The sequence below is a fragment of the Photorhabdus sp. RW14-46 genome (genome assembly GCF_963887965.1).
GTDB classification, from domain to species: Bacteria; Pseudomonadota; Gammaproteobacteria; order Enterobacterales; family Enterobacteriaceae; genus Photorhabdus; species Photorhabdus laumondii.
On the sequence record NZ_CAWPHH010000038.1, the window covers coordinates 23,802 to 40,376 of the forward strand.

At 45.9% G+C, this 16,575-nt stretch carries 16 protein-coding genes and 2 pseudogenes; 8 read left to right on the plus strand and 10 right to left on the minus strand.

The window, feature by feature from the left end:
- Positions 1-27: 27 nt before the first annotated feature.
- The 4 genes and pseudogenes from AACQ38_RS20650 to AACQ38_RS24205 all read right to left on the minus strand — a co-directional run.
- Positions 28-399: an antibiotic biosynthesis monooxygenase family protein gene (locus AACQ38_RS20650; protein ID WP_011145312.1), complete on the minus strand. Its 372-nt coding sequence runs from the start codon at positions 397-399 to the stop codon at positions 28-30.
- 365 nt (positions 400-764) lie between these two features.
- The gene (locus AACQ38_RS20655; RefSeq protein WP_158538109.1) at positions 765-1,190 is read right to left on the minus strand and encodes a MarR family winged helix-turn-helix transcriptional regulator; all 426 of its coding nucleotides are present in this window, start codon (positions 1,188-1,190) and stop codon (positions 765-767) included.
- Positions 1,191-1,535: 345 nt separating this feature from the next.
- Positions 1,536-1,862 carry a TetR family transcriptional regulator C-terminal domain-containing protein gene (locus AACQ38_RS24200; RefSeq protein WP_242685641.1) on the minus strand — a complete coding sequence of 109 codons (327 nt, stop codon included), beginning with the start codon at positions 1,860-1,862 and terminating at the stop codon, positions 1,536-1,538.
- Between the two features lie 114 nt (positions 1,863-1,976).
- Positions 1,977-2,129, minus strand: a pseudogene (locus AACQ38_RS24205) (TetR family transcriptional regulator); the annotation flags it as partial.
- 208 nt (positions 2,130-2,337) lie between these two features.
- On the opposite strand from AACQ38_RS24205, the gene AACQ38_RS20665 reads away from it, so the two are divergent.
- The 8 genes from AACQ38_RS20665 to fbaA all read left to right on the plus strand — a co-directional run bounded on the left by AACQ38_RS20665 (position 2,338) and on the right by fbaA (position 8,159).
- Positions 2,338-3,105, plus strand: a complete 768-nt coding sequence (locus tag AACQ38_RS20665; protein ID WP_011145315.1) for an FAD-binding oxidoreductase — start codon at positions 2,338-2,340, stop codon at positions 3,103-3,105.
- On the plus strand, positions 3,050-3,508 hold the full coding sequence (locus AACQ38_RS20670) for a hypothetical protein (RefSeq protein ID WP_165578979.1): 459 nt from the start codon (positions 3,050-3,052) through the stop codon (positions 3,506-3,508). The genes AACQ38_RS20665 and AACQ38_RS20670 overlap by 56 nt, the downstream gene beginning before the upstream one ends.
- A 14-nt stretch (positions 3,509-3,522) precedes the next feature.
- Positions 3,523-3,879: a cupin domain-containing protein gene (locus tag AACQ38_RS20675; protein ID WP_049789741.1), complete on the plus strand. Its 357-nt coding sequence runs from the start codon at positions 3,523-3,525 to the stop codon at positions 3,877-3,879.
- A 123-nt stretch (positions 3,880-4,002) separates the two neighbouring features.
- Complete coding sequence (locus tag AACQ38_RS20680) at positions 4,003-4,260, plus strand: SDR family oxidoreductase (RefSeq protein WP_165578981.1); 258 nt, start codon at positions 4,003-4,005, stop codon at positions 4,258-4,260.
- On the plus strand, positions 4,214-4,477 hold the full coding sequence (locus AACQ38_RS20685; RefSeq protein WP_158538111.1) for a hypothetical protein: 264 nt from the start codon (positions 4,214-4,216) through the stop codon (positions 4,475-4,477). The genes AACQ38_RS20680 and AACQ38_RS20685 overlap by 47 nt, the downstream gene beginning before the upstream one ends.
- Positions 4,478-4,754: 277 nt before the next feature.
- Positions 4,755-5,774 (plus strand): erythrose-4-phosphate dehydrogenase, encoded by a 1,020-nt coding sequence (gene epd / locus AACQ38_RS20690; protein WP_011145318.1) that lies wholly within the window; start codon positions 4,755-4,757, stop codon positions 5,772-5,774.
- A gap of 82 nt (positions 5,775-5,856) precedes the next feature.
- A complete protein-coding gene (gene pgk, locus AACQ38_RS20695; RefSeq protein WP_011145319.1) occupies positions 5,857-7,020 on the plus strand; it encodes a phosphoglycerate kinase in 1,164 nt (387 codons plus the stop codon).
- Positions 7,021-7,082: 62 nt separating this feature from the next.
- Positions 7,083-8,159 (plus strand): class II fructose-bisphosphate aldolase, encoded by a 1,077-nt coding sequence (gene fbaA / locus AACQ38_RS20700; RefSeq protein ID WP_011145320.1) that lies wholly within the window; start codon positions 7,083-7,085, stop codon positions 8,157-8,159.
- A 67-nt stretch (positions 8,160-8,226) separates the two neighbouring features.
- Here fbaA and AACQ38_RS20705 read toward each other — a convergent pair whose 3' ends face one another.
- From AACQ38_RS20705 to AACQ38_RS20730, 6 genes and pseudogenes are all read right to left on the minus strand, one after another.
- Complete coding sequence (locus tag AACQ38_RS20705) at positions 8,227-8,739, minus strand: GNAT family N-acetyltransferase (protein ID WP_165578982.1); 513 nt, start codon at positions 8,737-8,739, stop codon at positions 8,227-8,229.
- Positions 8,717-9,013, minus strand: a complete 297-nt coding sequence (locus AACQ38_RS20710; protein WP_113042240.1) for a type II toxin-antitoxin system TacA family antitoxin — start codon at positions 9,011-9,013, stop codon at positions 8,717-8,719. The genes AACQ38_RS20705 and AACQ38_RS20710 overlap by 23 nt, the downstream gene beginning before the upstream one ends.
- Positions 9,014-9,473: 460 nt before the next feature.
- Complete coding sequence (locus AACQ38_RS20715) at positions 9,474-12,221, minus strand: RHS repeat protein (RefSeq protein ID WP_165578983.1); 2,748 nt, start codon at positions 12,219-12,221, stop codon at positions 9,474-9,476.
- Positions 12,222-12,382: 161 nt separating this feature from the next.
- Entirely contained in the window at positions 12,383-13,183 is an 801-nt protein-coding gene (locus tag AACQ38_RS20720; RefSeq protein ID WP_165578984.1) for an IS982 family transposase, read from the minus strand.
- A gap of 193 nt (positions 13,184-13,376) precedes the next feature.
- Positions 13,377-16,271, minus strand: a complete 2,895-nt coding sequence (locus tag AACQ38_RS20725; protein WP_242685640.1) for a toxin TcdB middle/C-terminal domain-containing protein — start codon at positions 16,269-16,271, stop codon at positions 13,377-13,379.
- A 137-nt stretch (positions 16,272-16,408) separates the two neighbouring features.
- Positions 16,409-16,575 (minus strand): annotated as a pseudogene (locus tag AACQ38_RS20730) (IS4 family transposase); the annotation flags it as partial.

A 16,575-nucleotide genomic window follows, 5' to 3' on the forward strand; every position in this document is an offset into this window, starting at 1 on the left:
CGATGGATTGTGACGATTTTCCTTGGCTTATGCCACGCAAATTCCAGGGACGGCTACTTTTTGGAATACGTGAGGCGAACCGACAATCCCATCAGGATACTTGGCGAGTTTCTCCTTGAATTCAGGGTCCGTGAACGCGGCGCGGAAACGCTCCAGACTCTCCCAAATGGCGTAGTTCATGAATGTGCCGCTGCCAGCGATTCCGCGATGTAATTGTGCGGAAATCAGTCCTACCTTAGACCGGAAATATTCTGCATCTTCCTTCCAGGTTTCTATTAGGGTGTCAGCCATTGAGGGATCAACATGGAATATGTTCACCAGCACGATGGAGCCATCGGTGTTCGAAAATAACTGTTCCCGCAGGGTTACGTGGGTGTCCATTTCTTCTAGCTTGACCATTTCTATCTCCTGAAAATTATGTGTTTATATTTATACCCGTCATCTTTCAAGTTGCCTCTTTGTTGGCTGCGCTCGCTCACCCCGGTCACATAGTTCTCTATGCTCCCGGGGATTCACTCCCTTGCCGTCGCGATGCATCTTGAAATCTATAAGGTATATGCTTGTATTGCTATCCTGCCGAGACGAGTCGCGTGATTTACGTGGCTTTTAACGGCAACAATGTGTCAACGTAGAGACAAATGTGTTCCACTAATTCATGCTGTTTCCACGTTGTATTTCGTTTAACTGTTTGGTAGCTCTTTGTCGTTATTAACGAACGAATCCGTAGCACTATGTTATGTAGTGCTATTTTTATAGTGCTATTTTTATATAGTGCTATTTGGCACTGGTGACTCTTCCAGCTTCGTCTCCAGGCTTATCAAGGTGTTTAATGTCACTTTTAGCTCGTTAGGATCCGTGGATTGCACCAGTGATCCGACCCACTCAGCTTCCAGCGATATCGCCGCATCAAAAGTACGCCGACCAAGCTCGGTCAGTTGATAGAGTGGTGAGCGTTCATGCCGAGGGTTCGTGATGGTTTTCACCATCCCTGAGCTCAGCCCGAGATTCAATTGCTTTTGCACTCCTTGGCGTGTGATACCCATTGCGGCGGCAATCTGAGGCGTGGTAAGTGGATGTGGTGCGTGCGCAATCGCACCAAGTACTTGCCATCTCGCACTCGTGATTCCCAACGGGGCAACGAGCTGATCCCCTTTAGAGAGCAGTAGGGCGTTGAGCCGAAATACCGCCAATGTGATCTCAGTGAATACCTCGAACGCCGAAGTTTTCTCGGTTGACACGATTTACTTCCTTTTCCTTAAGTACATCAAAAAACGACAACCAGTTTCCACTTTTCGGGGTTAAATGTCAATATTTCAACAAGTGATGTAGGGAAATTAATGTGTCACATGTGATTTGTGACAGATTTTGCCTTACTGATGAAGACGAGCTTTAGCCTTTATTTGTAGCAAGGCGGTCATTGAGCGGGTGGACTGTTGGTAGCTGACGGTGAAGGTGGCTGTAGTTGCTTACAGGCATCTTTAATATGCTGAGTTTCTATAGCCACGGTTGTGATAAGGAGATAATCGTTATTCGAATCAGTTGCCTGGAATAGCTGCCATTGCGGGTTCAATCAAGCGCCTAAGTCGTTCACGAGGTACGCCGTCACGAGCTTGGAATGAAATAGTTTGGGTCAAACCAAGGAAATACGACGCCAACACATCCACGTTTGTATTGGGTGGGAGATCACCGTCGGCGATTCCTCGCTCCAGGCGAACACGGATCATATCTAGGGTTTTGGTACGTGCATCCCTGAGATAAGCCCATACTTCTTTGTTTTCCGTTAGATTGTTCACAACACCCAAGACAAGCAGGCATCCTCCAGCTTGATGAGAAGAGGCGATATTGATGGTACTCTCCAGCATCGCGCGCAACCCTGAGCGTGCTGTTTTTGCTTCATTGAGTGCTTGCATCGACTGGACACCGATCGTCTTAATGTAGAGGTCGACTGCTTTGCAGAAGGCGTTCTTTTTACTTCCGAAGGCTGCATAAAAACTCGGTGGATTGATGTCCATAGCCGCGGTGAGATCGACTAACTGTGTACCTTCATATCCTTTTGACCAAAATACTTCCATCGCACGCTTGAGTGCGATGTCCCGGTCGAAATTGGGGGGTCTCCCTCGTCGAGACATGCAATTTCCTCATATAAGCTTCTATATTTTGTAGTCAATATAACATAAAGATCTTGATCAATTTTGGCAGGCGCGATAGATTTTTGTAGTAGGTTTTATAAAAATACGCTCAAGCGAGAAGATTCTGACTTTGAAGGTTCCACATCCTTCATCAAGACTAGATCCACAGAGCTGTAAGGTGCTGTTGGGGCCTTTATTACAGTGACAGGTGACAGCATCATCTGTATGCTGGCGGAATGTTAGCCAATTTAGGCAGCGTGACATTCGTGCTGTAATTCGTCCTGGAACGATCGAGGAAGTTCAGGAGATCGTTAGGATCTTTAATCGCTTCAAGACTCATGCTGGACTGCACGCTATTAGCACGGGGCGCAACTGGGGATTGGGATCAGCACAACCGGCAACCGACGGTGTGGTCACGATAGATCTTCAACGTTTAAATGTGCTTCGTGAGATCGATTGCTCATCAGGGTGGGCGGTGATTGAATCCGGCCTCACACAGATAGAACTTGCACGTTTTTTGGTCGGTACTGATCGGATGCTGAATGTTACGGCATCCTCTGGCCACACTAGCGTGGTTGGAAATGCACTTGATCGTGGTGTTGGTCTGCGTCGTCAGCGGATTGATGATCTCGCCGGGCTGGAGGTTGTGTTACCGGATGGTGAAGTAGTCAAAGTGGGGTGGTGGCCGGATGAATCCAGGAAAACTGCCGTCAATCCGTATGGGCTTGGACCTGCTTTATTGCATCTGTTCACACAGTCGAATCTTGGGATTGTGACCGCGGCTGTCATCAAACTGCTCCCACGGCCAGAGAGGCAGTGTATTTTGAGATTGACTTTTCCTCGGGAGAACCTTCAAGCCGCGATTGCAGAATTGCGGCGGTGGGTAGCTCAAGAGCTTGTCTCTGGTGTTCTCAAAATTTATGACACCATTTCCACTGAGTCGTATGGCGGTCGGTGTACCACAAGATCTCAGTAAACGTACTTACTATGGTCGCCCGCAAGAGCAAGACTACCTGCTCAATTTCAACTTAGATGCGAAGACATTACAGCGTCATATCCGGGCAGGATATCGTCATCCTGGAGCGCACTTCTTCCTCCCCGATGGTACCAAGGTGGTTGTTTTGTCTGCAATAGTGCCCCATGGCGTAGATATAGGCGTCCCTAATTTGTCTGGATGTATTGTTCAAACCGCGTCAGGCATTTTCATTGCGATGGCTGATGAGTGGCTGCAATTACTCACAGTTGAAGTGAATGGTGTCGAGAGTCCCGCCGTGCCTAATACTATACCCGAGATTTTCAGACTGGCCCGTCAGATGACTATCAGAGATGAAATAGCGTCCAATACACAAGACCAAATGGCTTGTGTTACCGATTTCTAGCGAGAGAGATGATGATGAGTACGACTGTGGAGAACCAACCATTGCAGGTTGTAGAAGATGTAAGGCACACCTATTTGTCGGCTGGGAGTGGCCCCAAGGTTTGGATGAGTGGCGATGAGTATCACATTTTGCTCGATGCAAAGAGCAGTGGAGGCATGATGACACTGCTGGATGCTCTAGTGCCGCTGACAAGCGGCCCTCCCATACATACCCATAAGGATGTTGATGAGCTGTTTTTCGTACTAGATGGTGAATTGGAAATTATGGCCGATGGTGTGTTGCATCAAGTCACGGCGGGGGGCGCGTATTTGTCAAACGGGGCATCCCACACGCTTTCATCAACTGTACCCGCGACCCTGTGCGCATGCTGATCATCGGCGCTACCTTTGCTGCATTCACTTACTTCACACCCATTCTTAAAGATATTACGGGTTACAGTGATCGGGCAGTAGCGAGTTTATTGTTTATCTATGGGGCCGCTACTGTGATCGGCAATGACAGGTTTGACGAAAGGACTGGCGCGTGATCTTGGCGGAAAGGGTGTCACGGTGAACCAGATTTCTCCAGGCCCTATTGATACGGACATGAACCCTGTCAATGGTCCTAATGCTGATTTCTGGCGCAGACTTACTGTCCCTGGCCGGTATGGCTCAACAACCGATATTGCAGCCGTCGTGAGCTTTTTGGCAAGTAAGGAGGCTGATTTTGTCACTGGTGCGGATATTGCGGTGGATGGTGGAACAAATATTTGATTTCTGGATTGGAATCATAGTACCACCTGTTCATTTTAGGCGGCTATGGGCGTGTAATAGCTTATATACCCTATGGATTTCAAGATGGATCGCGACGGCAAGGGAGCGAACCCCCGGGAGCATAGATAACGATGTGACCGGGGTGAGTGAGTGCAGCCAACAAAGAGGCAACTTGAAAGATAACGGGTATAGCCGTCTTCAATACACTTATGTTTGAGTTGAGCACCAATCTTTGAATGTTCTTTTTAAATAACCCAGAATAAATAGGTCATTATTTTGTAATCTTTCATTTTATGAGTTGGTCACTTTTTACTATTGCTATCAATTTCCTTTTCCCGTAATCTCATTATTTATAGCTGAATCGTTTCATTTTGTTATCTGACGCGGTTTTCTGCGCGCAGTTTTGGCAATTTTGTGATAAGCAGTCAGTACATCAGTGATTGAGTCGGTTATTCTAAGCGGTTGCGTGGTAATAACTATATTCAGGGAGTAACATGACAATTAAGGTGGCAATAAACGGTTTCGGCAGAATAGGGCGTAGTATTTTACGTGCTCTTTATGAGTCTGGGCGTCGGGCTGAAATTGCGGTTATTGCTGTTAATGAGCTGGCAGATGCCGAAGGAATTGCTCACTTGCTGAAATATGACTCTAGTCACGGCCGTTTTGCTTGGGATGTGCGTCTGAATAATGATGTGTTGCAGGTTGGTGATGATAATATTCGTTTGTTTCATCAATCTGATATATCGATGCTGCCTTGGCAAGAACTGGGGATTGATATTGTTCTTGATTGCAGTGGGATTTATGGCAGCAGAGCCGATGGTGAGGCACATCTTGCCAGTGGTGCCAAAAAAGTGCTGTTTGCTCATCCGGGGGGGAATGATTTAGATGCGACTGTGGTTTATGGTGTGAATCAGCATTTACTGACAGCAGAGGATCGCATTGTGTCCAATGCTTCCTGTACTACTAATTGCATTATTCCCATCATTAAATTATTGGATGATCAATTTGAGATTGAATCGGGTACAGTGACAACCATTCATGCTTCAATGAATGACCAACCGGTGATTGATGCTTATCACAAAGATTTACGGCGTACTCGGGCTGCTAGTCAGTCTATCATTCCGGTGGATACTAAGCTGGCCGCAGGGATAACCCGGATTTTTCCAAAGTTCTGTGACCGTTTTGAAGCTATCTCCGTGCGTGTACCAACGATTAACGTTACAGCTATCGATTTAAGTGTTACGGTAAAATCTTCAGTAACTGTTAATAAAATCAACGAATTAATGCAAAAATCAGCAGCTACTTCATTTCGTGGTATAGTTGACTATACCGAATTGCCGTTAGTTTCAACGGATTTTAACCACGATCCCCACAGCGCGATTGTTGATGGCACACAAACGCGAGTCAGTGGGCAACATCTGATTAAGACATTAGTCTGGTGTGATAATGAGTGGGGATTTGCTAACCGAATGTTGGATACAACGTTAGCAATGGCTGCTATGGGTTTCAAATGATCTGTTGTTGATCGACGATCCATAATAGATCCGCACACGGCGCAAGATTAAATAATTTAGAGAATCAATGAGAGGATTCACCATGTCTGTAATTAAGATGACCGATTTAGATCTGGCGGGTAAGCGTATTTTGATCCGCGCTGACCTGAACGTTCCGGTAAAAGATGGCAAAGTCACCTCTGATGCGCGTATCCGTGCTTCCTTACCGACCATTGAGGCAGCATTAAAACAGGGCGCTAAAGTGATGATCACTTCTCACCTTGGCCGCCCTACTGAAGGCGAATACAGTGAAGAATTCTCGCTGAAACCAGTAGTAGACTATCTAGAAGAGAAATTATCTTCCCCCGTTCGACTGGAAAAAGAGTATCTGGAAGGCGTGGATGTCGCGGAAGGTGAACTGGTTGTGCTGGAGAATGTTCGCTTTAATAAAGGTGAGAAGAAAGACGACGAAACCTTAGCCAAAAAATATGCTTCCCTGTGTGATATTTATGTCATGGATGCATTCGGTACTGCTCATCGTGCACAAGCTTCTACTCACGGTGTGGCTAAGTTTGCTCCAGTGGCCTGTGCCGGTCCTTTGTTGTCCGCAGAGTTAGAGGCATTGGGTAAAGCGTTAGATAATCCAGCCCGTCCAATGGTGGCTATCGTTGGGGGCTCTAAAGTTTCAACCAAGCTGACCGTTCTGGATACGCTGTCTAAAATTGCTGACCAATTGATTGTCGGTGGTGGTATCGCGAATACCTTTGTTGCTGCGGAAGGCCACAATGTCGGTCGTTCTCTCTATGAAGACGACTTGCTCCCGGAAGCGAAGAAATTGCTGATAAGCTGTGATATTCCGGTGCCAACCGATGTTCGTGTGGCAACAGAATTCTCTGAAACAGCCGAAGCAATCTTGAAATCTACCCACGATATTAAAGATGATGAGCAGATCCTCGATCTGGGAGATGAATCTGCTCAACGGCTGGCGGATATTCTGAAAAACGCCAAAACGATTCTATGGAATGGCCCGGTTGGTGTATTTGAATTCCCTAATTTCCGTCAAGGAACTGAAATTGTCGCGCGCGCCATTGCTGATAGTGATGCCTTCTCTATCGCCGGTGGCGGCGATACGCTGGCAGCGATCGACTTGTTCGGTATTGCTGACAAAATTTCTTATATCTCTACGGGTGGTGGTGCTTTCCTTGAGTTCGTGGAAGGGAAAAAACTGCCTGCGGTTGTGATGTTGGAAGAACGTGCAAAACAGTAATTAAGTCATGACGGGTAGCGGCTGATTGGCTGCCTGCCCGCTCTAAACAGGACCCACGTAACATGTCTAAAATTTTTGATTTCGTAAAACCGGGTGTCATCACTGGTGATGATGTTCAAAAAGTGTTCGCTATAGCCAAAGAAAACAGCTTTGCTTTACCGGCGGTCAACTGTGTAGGTACTGATTCAATCAATGCCGTGTTGGAAGCCGCTGCCAAAGTTCGTTCTCCCGTTATCATTCAGTTCTCTAACGGCGGTGCTGCTTTTATTGCCGGTAAAGGTTTGAAAGCTGAAGGTCAACAAACGGCTATTCTGGGTTCAATTTCTGGTGCTCACCATGTTCATCAGATGGCTGAACATTATGGTGTTCCTGTGATCCTGCATACTGACCACTGCGCACGTAAATTGCTGCCGTGGATTGATGGCCTGTTAGATGCAGGTGAAAAGCATTACGCAGCGACGGGTAAACCCCTATTCTCTTCTCACATGATTGATCTGTCAGAAGAGTCTCTGGAAGAGAATATTGAGATTTGCAGCCAATATCTGGCTCGTATGGCAAAAATCGATATGACGCTGGAAATCGAGTTGGGTTGTACTGGTGGGGAAGAAGATGGGGTTGATAACAGCCATATGGATAGCTCTGCTCTGTACACTCAACCGGAAGATGTTGCTTATGCTTATGAGAAACTGAACGCTATCAGCCCACGTTTCACTATTGCGGCTTCTTTCGGTAACGTTCATGGTGTTTATAAGCCGGGTAACGTTAAACTGACGCCAAAAATTTTGCGTAACTCTCAAGACTATGTTTCTGAGAAATTCAATCTGCCACATAACAGCCTGGATTTTGTTTTCCACGGCGGTTCTGGTTCTACTGCGGAAGAGATCAAAGAAGCGGTCAGCTACGGCGTCGTTAAAATGAATATCGACACTGACACCCAATGGGCGACTTGGGAAGGTATTCTCAACTACTACCAAAAGAACGAAGGCTATCTGCAAGGTCAACTAGGTAATCCAGAAGGCGCAGATAAACCTAATAAGAAATTCTACGATCCACGGGTATGGCTGCGTGCCGGTCAGGTTTCTATGGCTGCCCGTCTGGAACAGGCATTCAAAGAATTGAACGCGATTGATGTATTGTAATTAGTGAAAGCGTTCCCTCTGAATTTTCATTCAGAGGGAACGTTAGCCGCATTCAGTAAATGAGATGTTACATCGCATCTACTCTTTTCATCATTTCCATTGCAACAGCCATAGACATGAACAGTTTGCTCTTTGTCTGAGGAAACTCCTCAAGCCCTACGTTCATATACAGTTTTTTGGCTATGTCGTTCTTCGCATCGACGATAATCATCGGGGTAGGAATAGATTTTGACGACTCTATAGCTTTTCGAATTGCATCTATAAGCAATATTTCACCAAATCCTTGGCGTTGAAATGACTTACTTATAGCTAGGAGACCAATAAGTGCGCAATGTAGTGTAGAAGGGTACTTTTTCGATATTTTCTCTGGCAGTTCGTCTAGCTCTACCGTGCATAGTGCTAGGGAATAGTATCCCTTTATTTGAGATCCATTTTGACTACTTGTAAGGACGAATGTTCTTGATAAGTCCTTTTTATCATGTTGTCCCGATACTGCCTTCAAGTAGTTGTTTAGTGCGGGTTCACCACAGTTAAAATTATTTCTATCGTGTTTGTTTTTATCTAGACGTTCTATCTTCATTTTTTATTGTTTCTTTATGCCTACGAGCAGCACGAAGGAAACGTTCGTTTACCTTGATTGGTTTTTCCAATGCATGAACAAATGCCAATGCATCTTCTTGACACAATTGAATACGCATATTTTGTTCAATGAGTCTTTTTGCCTCTGCTACAGCAGCATTGGCAATAAAGCTATTCAAACTTGCATACCCTGATAGTGATAACGCCCTTTCAAGTAGCTCTTTGGTCTCTGAACTCACCCTTGTGGTGATTCTTTCATTTGCTAATGTGGCCATAAGCCTTACTCCTACCGCATTGCGGTTATTAGTTCTTTAGTTCACTATAGATATCCACTACTCGTTTGCATTATTTATTTGGAGCTAGCGGAACATATTGGTTTAGTGAAATGCTAAGTTCGCTTCATTGGCTAGTTTAAGATTTTTTTAACAAAATTCAACATGTGTGCCAAAATGACGCCATAATTGTGAGACTAAACAAACCATAGTCAGATAGAACAAAAATCATCAAAATTCGGGCGCAAGTGAATCCGAGTATGCAGAATTGTTAGCAAAAACCGCCGTAAACCCTCTTTACGGCGGGAAGCAGTCACCTGAGTTGTACTAGCTCTAGTCTGAGCTAGTACAGTTAGTTTCTATTTAAAGTTCTATACCCGTTATCTTTCAAGTTGCTTCTTTGTTGGCTGCACTCCCTTGCCGTCGCGATCCATCTTGAAATTCATAGGGTATGTGACCAAATTTATGAAGCTCTCCGCATTCCTAAATTCTTAGCGATAGCCGCAGAGCGAATATTAATAGCCTCTGTTGATATTTTATTGATCTTCTGCCCTTTCAATGATTTTTTAATTGCTTTCATTGCCAGGAATTTACCAACGCCTTTGAAATTATATTCTCTATTTATTGCAATAGCGGGTTCTGTTTCTTGCACCAGCGCTCTCTCCTCATTACTCAATTGCGTATAGGGATGAGCCAGTGCATAGTTGATATGTAATTCTGATTGTTTATTTTTTAAATCATGATAAACCTTAACCTCTATTGCCGCATAAATTTTTCTTTCACCGGAATAATCATTTTTTTCACTTTTATCCATTAAAGCAAAGAAATCTGTTGCTGCATAAAAATCGGGATGATTGCTTCTATACCTATGCCCTTCTGTATATTCTGATATCGTATCTTTTATCGTTTTTGCCATATAACCGGATATTTCAGATCCCAAAGAAAGATTTGTTTTTGATTTTTCTGAAAGGGATCTGTTTTCTTCGAGCCGGCTATATATAATTTGGCTTTTTTCTATGCCTTTTAGTAACTCTTCGTGGCTTAGCAAATAACCCGACGGATCGGAATCACCGACGCGAACTACTTTCAATGATTTATTTTTTGTATAACTACTTTCTTTCTCGTTCCATTTGACAACATGTGAATTTTTGGCTGCCAATTTGAATTTTAATTCATCAAGGAAATTCACCTCTTTAGTATATTTTCCTATTTCTGGTGCTAATCCATTTTCATCCTGCAAACTTACTGGATTATTTCTCACCATTCGGTATAGATTTAGGCCATCAATGGTTCCTGCCGGATCCGCGCTTAACCATCTGCCCGCCCACGGTTGATAATAGCGGTAACCGTAATAATACAGCCCGGTGGTATCCCGTTCTTTGCCTGAATAGCGAATAGTTTTATAGTTGGCTTCTGTTTGGCTATTGGCTGCCCACATCGCTGTGCCGCCGAATGGATAATACTCTTCCTCACTAATAATCTGCCCTTGGTTGTCCAGTTCAAGCTGGCTGGAGCCGATCAGATTATCGTAGCTGTAACGTAGCTGATTGTTGTTGATACCTTCTGGTTTACCGCTCTCCCAGTGCAACATCCGTACCTGTGCGCGACCCGCTTCACCTAGTGTGATCACGTGTAACTCTTCTGTTGTTGTGGTGCTGTTCTGGGTTGTGCGTAGCTCCAGCCCCGGCAGATAGATTACCCGCTGCTGCTGCGTAGCATTCTGGGTTGGCTGTTCACTCACTTTCAGTTGTCTCATTCCGTTGCTGCCGTATCGGTACCATTCATTTCCTGAACCGTTATTGACCTGCTTTAACTCTCCTCGTGATGTCCAGACCAGTGTCTGACCGGGTAATAAACTGGTTTGGTGACCACCGGCATCAAATAACGTATCCACTTGATTTGGATCTGTTGTCAGCGTACTGAGAACGCCGCGGTTACTGCGATTCGAGATGGTGATAGCGGTGGTGTAGTTATTTTGGGTAGCCGATGAACTGTGCCGAATTTGCGTCAGATTACCGCTGTGATCATAACTGTAGCGGCGAGTATAGTTAGTGTAGGTATTGTTGTCGGAAGGTAGCGCAGGGGAGGGCAGTTGATTATTTTGCTGACCTATATTGGCCATTTCACGCCCAGTAGCACTGATAAGCTGGTACAGGGAGTCGTAAGTATAGCTATTCTCCGGGACCACTTTCTGATTGCGCCAAAAGCGGGTGGCTTCCGCATCGTTACGGATATTGATCACATTGCCTACCGGATCATATTGATAGCGTAAGTCTTGCAACACCTTGGTATCTGACGGACGGCGGGTAGTGATACCAATAAGCCGTTGGGTTTCTGGTTCATAGCTGTATTCGGTGATAACCCCGTTACCGTGCTCTTCACGTAATTTTTGTCCGGCGGCAGAGTAGGTCAGCGATTTGATAATCACTTGTTCGGCTTGACCTTTGAGTGTTAACCAACAGCCTTTTAGCTGTCCGGCTACATCATAGGCCAGACGCTGGATGTTGCCTTTGGCATCGGTCTGGATAAGTAAAGCCCCGGTGGCATCAGTGCTATTTTGGGTGGTATAGACATCACTGCTCAGTTTTTGCTGCCAGAGGCTTTGATCTTCACCTGTCCAGTCGGCATTTTGATCATCGACGAGCAGTTGTTGAGATTGTGATAGCACGACGCCAGCCAGAGAAAGGCTGTTGAGTTGAGTGAGTCCAGCGGTATCGTAGTGGCGGACACACTGACCAGCAAGGTTGTACTCTTTTTCTTGCGGCGTATTGCCGGCCCAGATAAGGCGCTCGGTCATTTTCTCTTCTGCCTGCACCTGTTCGGTGATAGCAAGTAAGCGACCGGGTAGGATGTTATCTTCGTAGTGATAGTCTTGGCGGACACCGGTTGCATTGATGGTTAATACCGGGCGACCTTCAACATCGTTGAGGATGATAGTTCGACCAGCATCAACCCCTTCTTCACGTAGAACCTGACCCGCGAGATTAAAGACGCGAATGAAATTCGGGCCGCTCTGATTTTTATTCTTACGAGGATCAGTACTTTTTACCTCAAATCCTTGAATATTGAACTCATAGAGTGTGATCAATTCATCACTGTTTTCATCAGCTTGAGTACGTAGATATTCTAAAGTACGTACATTTAACCTCCTGTTATCCAATACACTGATTAATGGTGTTTTTTTGTCAATTTCAGAACGATAACTGCTCATATTTTAACTCCTTAGATGGTGTTAATCTTCAAAATAATTTAAGTTACGGCAACAGCCAAAAGACCTTATATCACTAAATAAGTTAAGGAAAGTGATTTATCGTGATGTTATTAATGCAAACGCTTTGGTAATTTTTGAGATTGTATTGATGGTAATTAACCTCAGCTTCGTTTAAAAATAGCGATATCACAATCCCGTAAATTCAAGCTCGGTTTTTTAGGTTGGAATGTATAAGCAATTAGGCCAGAGACGATTTCCAATAAAAAACCGAGCTGACTGCGGTGTCTTGAATGCGCTATCTGAGAAATATTTTTAAGCTGATCCACGACCGTTTCTATCAAAAATTGCCTTCTTAACTCATCGCACAAAGCCTGCGACAAATACCCTTTATCGCCATATAAACATCCGGTTAACCCCTGTACCAGCGCGTTGACCGGATGGCGATCATCCTGATTTCCTGAGGTCAACTTCACTGCCAGAAGTTCACCACAATCATTGATAACCCGATGAAGTTTAAAGCCATAAAACCAGCCTGTACTCGTTTTCCCTCGCTGTGCGACGCCCTGAAATACGCGATGACGGGGAATACGGAGATTGTGGCAAACGGTAATTTTGGTTGAATCAATAAAAGCGCTCCCCTGGGTTTCAGTCTTGCGCGACGAAAGAAAAGCACAGAGAGGAATGAGCGCCCTTTGCTTCAAGGTTAACATCCGGGTGTAGCTGACCAACTGGGGAAAATCGGCCTGAAGATAGTGTTTAACATGCTGAATATAAAACGTTTTAAAATCAGGATAATGGCTCATGTGGAATAAAATGAGTATCGTCATGACTTCACTGAGAGAAAGGGAAGCTTCGCGGCGACGTTTGAGCAAGCCATTTTCAATTAACTGTTGATGCCAGAGAGGAATAAATTTTTGGCAAAAGCCATCGACGCAGCAGTAAAGTTCTTCTAAATTAAACATGCCTGAGGATCTCCACGATTTTGTTTTCTTTGACAAAAACTTTGATCGTGCCTTAGGCACTGAGTTCCCTTCTTAAGCAAACCTCAGGTTACTTATGAAATAAAAGGTAACAAAATATCCTGTTCCTCTATTTAGAACTCACAATGTAGTTTATATTCGCTCGTTAACATTAAACGAGCGAATATGGGTTCAATTACATAATCACGTCAGCGGCCGTATCATTTTCATCCTCACTCACAGTAAACCACGGGAAATATTGGCTCTGTCGCAGCCAGCCTTTTGCGGTAATAACTCGGATTTCCCGCCCAATCGGATCATAAATATGCGTATCGGCATAGGCCCCTTTTCTGGCGCTGTCATCACTCACATATCGCCAGTCGTTGAGGAAATAGGGCTGATAAGTTCGTATCGTCTGTCCCTTATTGTCATATTCAGTGCGTCCCGTGACCGCCCAGCGCGTTTTGGTATCTTCCATTTTTGTCACCAGAGAACCATCTTGGTTACGTTGCCAAGCTTCGCCTGCCTCATGCCGTACAGATGCTTGCAACAAACGGCCAAAACCATCACTGAATGCGACTTGCTGATGAATTTGCTGCCCAGAATCGCGGTCATAGCGATCCGGGGTCAGCGTAAGGTTATGGGGAGGTAAACCGATGCTGTTAGTTAACAGATTAACCAATGGCGTACTAGCCTGTTGACTTTGCAACCAACGGCGGCGAGCCAGTGCACAAATACACCAATCTTCCGTGATAATCCGTAAATCACGCAGTGTCGTCTGCTCTTCCTGCGTTAATGTGTTGAAGGTTTCCTGACTGAATAGTGGCATCCAACTGTCCGGTGCATAGACCAGACACTGCGCGACAGGGAGTGGTCCGGTTAGAGCAATGGCAGTATTGATATCGATTGGTGGAGAGAACGGCTTTTCTTCCGGTGAGGAGTAACCTGCTTTCACACCATTTTCGATTCCCCAGAAACGTTGCGTGACAGGGCGTCCTAATGCATCCAAGGTTATGAGATGCACATTATCATTGATATCAGTCAGTTGCACAGGTGTGAGAAAACGCCAGTCATAATTGGCTAAGACAGTCAAACCAGCCGCGTCTTGGGTTTGAGTGATGACACAGTAGTGGGTATCCCATTGCAGCGTCGTTTTCCCGGTTAACAGGGTGTTACGTTGTGCGACAGGACGCCAAAATTGTGCCTCAGTTCCGTAATCGGTATAGCCTTGACGTGCTACCCAGACTTTGTTTTCGCCGGTGCGTGGAAACAGATAAGGCTCTTGTTGATATCCTGTTTGTGTCAGAATGCCGGGTAATTCATCTGGCGTGATACCGCCATCAAATGCGGATAACAGAGATTCTGTTAATACCGCCGTTTCGGTAAAGGCGATTAAAGCTTGTCGTGTCGGTATTTCCAATGGCGCTTGGTTTTTCCCATCGGTATAGAACGTTCTTTGCTGATTAAGGTATTCGCGTGGTTTGTCATCGGCAATCAGACTATTTTCAGCACATAGGGCTTCCAGATTTAAACCATCAACAGGCACCTGTTTGGCATCGTAAGTGAAGGCATCACTGCGTGTACCATCCGGTAATCCCAGCACTCTGAGTTCATTACCGGTTAGATGGTGCCAACTGGATTGCTGGCAGGTTAATCGCAATAGTTGTTGTTGATCGTCATAACTGCTGGCAAATAGCGTATCCGGTAGTGTATCGGGATACGGATTGGTTGTTGGTTGATTGCGGCGGGGATATTGCATTGAAACCTGTTTCAGAGGTTGCCCGAATTGGTCGCTGGACAGCGTAATATCCTGATTGCACTGAGGATCACCGATAATACGTTCATAGTGATAACTACGGTTTTCCACGACCGAGGCCCAAAGCACCGGGGAAGCGGTAGTGCCATCTTGTAATTGGCGCACTTGTGGACGAGATTCAGTCACTGTATAGGGGATATTTTGCTGTTCGCTGTCATCCAGCCCGTAGAGCTCACTACGCAGTAGCTGACCTTTTAGTGCCCGGTTGAACCAGTACAGATTATCATCATTTTCCGGTGTCGCCGGAACATCTTTGCCCTCTTTCCAGCGAGTAAAGCGTGGCGTAAAACCGGTGAACGCTTGTTTATCACCACGCCAATACCCGGCAGATAGCGTATTGTCTACCTCCGGGACTCCGGTGGCATACCAGTTTTTGGTGAGTGCCGGTGGTGTGCGTTCCGGGGCATTGCCTTGAGCGAGTTGATGGCTGTCTGTCTGCTCAACATAACCAAAGCCACGAAATTCCCGTTCACGTCCATCCCAAGCGCCGTGAGCGTAACGTAACGTGGTCACTAATTTATTGCCGCTGATTTCATCCTCGGTCTCTGTTTGCCACAGAGTATGGACCGGGAAGGGCAGGTAACAGACCGGTGTTTGTCCGGTCGCCAAGGCTGCGGCTTTGTCATCCAGCCAGAACTGGGAGGAGCTACGGTAATGCAGGGTGTGATGAGCGCCCATATTGTTGTTCATTTCACTGAGCAACCACGGTTTCGCATTGGTCAGATCGCAGCGCCAATGATGTGGCGCCATATGCGGTACGCTCAGGATCAGGCTGACAGCCCCTAATCCCTGAACATCAGCCACTTGTAGCTGGCAAGTATCATCAAAACGCAGGCCGTCAGGAAAACGGAGTGTGAATGGTTTTGCAAAGCTGTTACCACTTTCATTCTTGAAAATCTCCAGGCGGTCAGTATGAACATAAATCAAATCGGCAGGACCACTGCCATCCAGATCGGCCAGATGAACTCGGTCGGGATTAAAGTTGTCGGCAGATTGGCTGAATCCCGGCAATGTGATTGGCTGACCAAAACGGCCATGTCCCAGATTTGGCCAGCAGGTGACTTGAGTTGCACTAACTTCAACCAGATGTGCTTGGCCCGAACCGAGTACGTCACTAAATGCCACTAACTTACGGGCATCGGCACCCGGTAACGGCAGAGTGATATCACCGGATTGCACCACATCCCGCCCTTGGGTAAAACCATCACGGTTATTAGCATACAAGCGCACACTTTTGGGGCCAATCAGTACTAAATCGGACAGCCCGGCTCCCATTAAATCGGCAAGTTGAGCACGGGGATGAGAATATTTTATTGGCAGAGCATGTAATGGTGTAAAACGTGTCCAGCTACCATCAGGGTGTTGGCTGTGATAGCCCCTTAGCCCCGGCCCGGTGATAACCTGTCTCTTGATCAGATCTCCAAATCAACTGATTTAGCCAGCAAATAGCCCTCTATCAGGGTTTGCAGCCGAAACCAGCCTTCCCAAAGTCGTTCCCATCCGACTCGACCCGTGCGTTTGGAATCGTACCAGCCGGCCAGTTTTCCCAGATTGATGAAGGCCCAATGCAAACTCGGGG

Coding starts and splice junctions, on each gene's coding strand:
- AACQ38_RS20650 (WP_011145312.1), bottom strand. CDS start 399: ATGGTCAAGCTAGAAGAAATGGACACCCACGTAACCCTGCGGGAACAG.
- AACQ38_RS24200 (WP_242685641.1), bottom strand. CDS start 1,862: ATGCTGGAGAGTACCATCAATATCGCCTCTTCTCATCAAGCTGGAGGA.
- AACQ38_RS20670 (WP_165578979.1), top strand. CDS start 3,050: ATGACACCATTTCCACTGAGTCGTATGGCGGTCGGTGTACCACAAGAT.
- AACQ38_RS20675 (WP_049789741.1), top strand. CDS start 3,523: ATGAGTACGACTGTGGAGAACCAACCATTGCAGGTTGTAGAAGATGTA.
- AACQ38_RS20680 (WP_165578981.1), top strand. CDS start 4,003: ATGACAGGTTTGACGAAAGGACTGGCGCGTGATCTTGGCGGAAAGGGT.
- epd (WP_011145318.1), top strand. CDS start 4,755: ATGACAATTAAGGTGGCAATAAACGGTTTCGGCAGAATAGGGCGTAGT.
- pgk (WP_011145319.1), top strand. CDS start 5,857: ATGTCTGTAATTAAGATGACCGATTTAGATCTGGCGGGTAAGCGTATT.
- fbaA (WP_011145320.1), top strand. CDS start 7,083: ATGTCTAAAATTTTTGATTTCGTAAAACCGGGTGTCATCACTGGTGAT.
- AACQ38_RS20705 (WP_165578982.1), bottom strand. CDS start 8,739: ATGAAGATAGAACGTCTAGATAAAAACAAACACGATAGAAATAATTTT.
- AACQ38_RS20710 (WP_113042240.1), bottom strand. CDS start 9,013: ATGGCCACATTAGCAAATGAAAGAATCACCACAAGGGTGAGTTCAGAG.
- AACQ38_RS20715 (WP_165578983.1), bottom strand. CDS start 12,221: ATGAGCAGTTATCGTTCTGAAATTGACAAAAAAACACCATTAATCAGT.
- AACQ38_RS20720 (WP_165578984.1), bottom strand. CDS start 13,183: ATGTTTAATTTAGAAGAACTTTACTGCTGCGTCGATGGCTTTTGCCAA.
- AACQ38_RS20725 (WP_242685640.1), bottom strand. CDS start 16,271: ATGGGAGCCGGGCTGTCCGATTTAGTACTGATTGGCCCCAAAAGTGTG.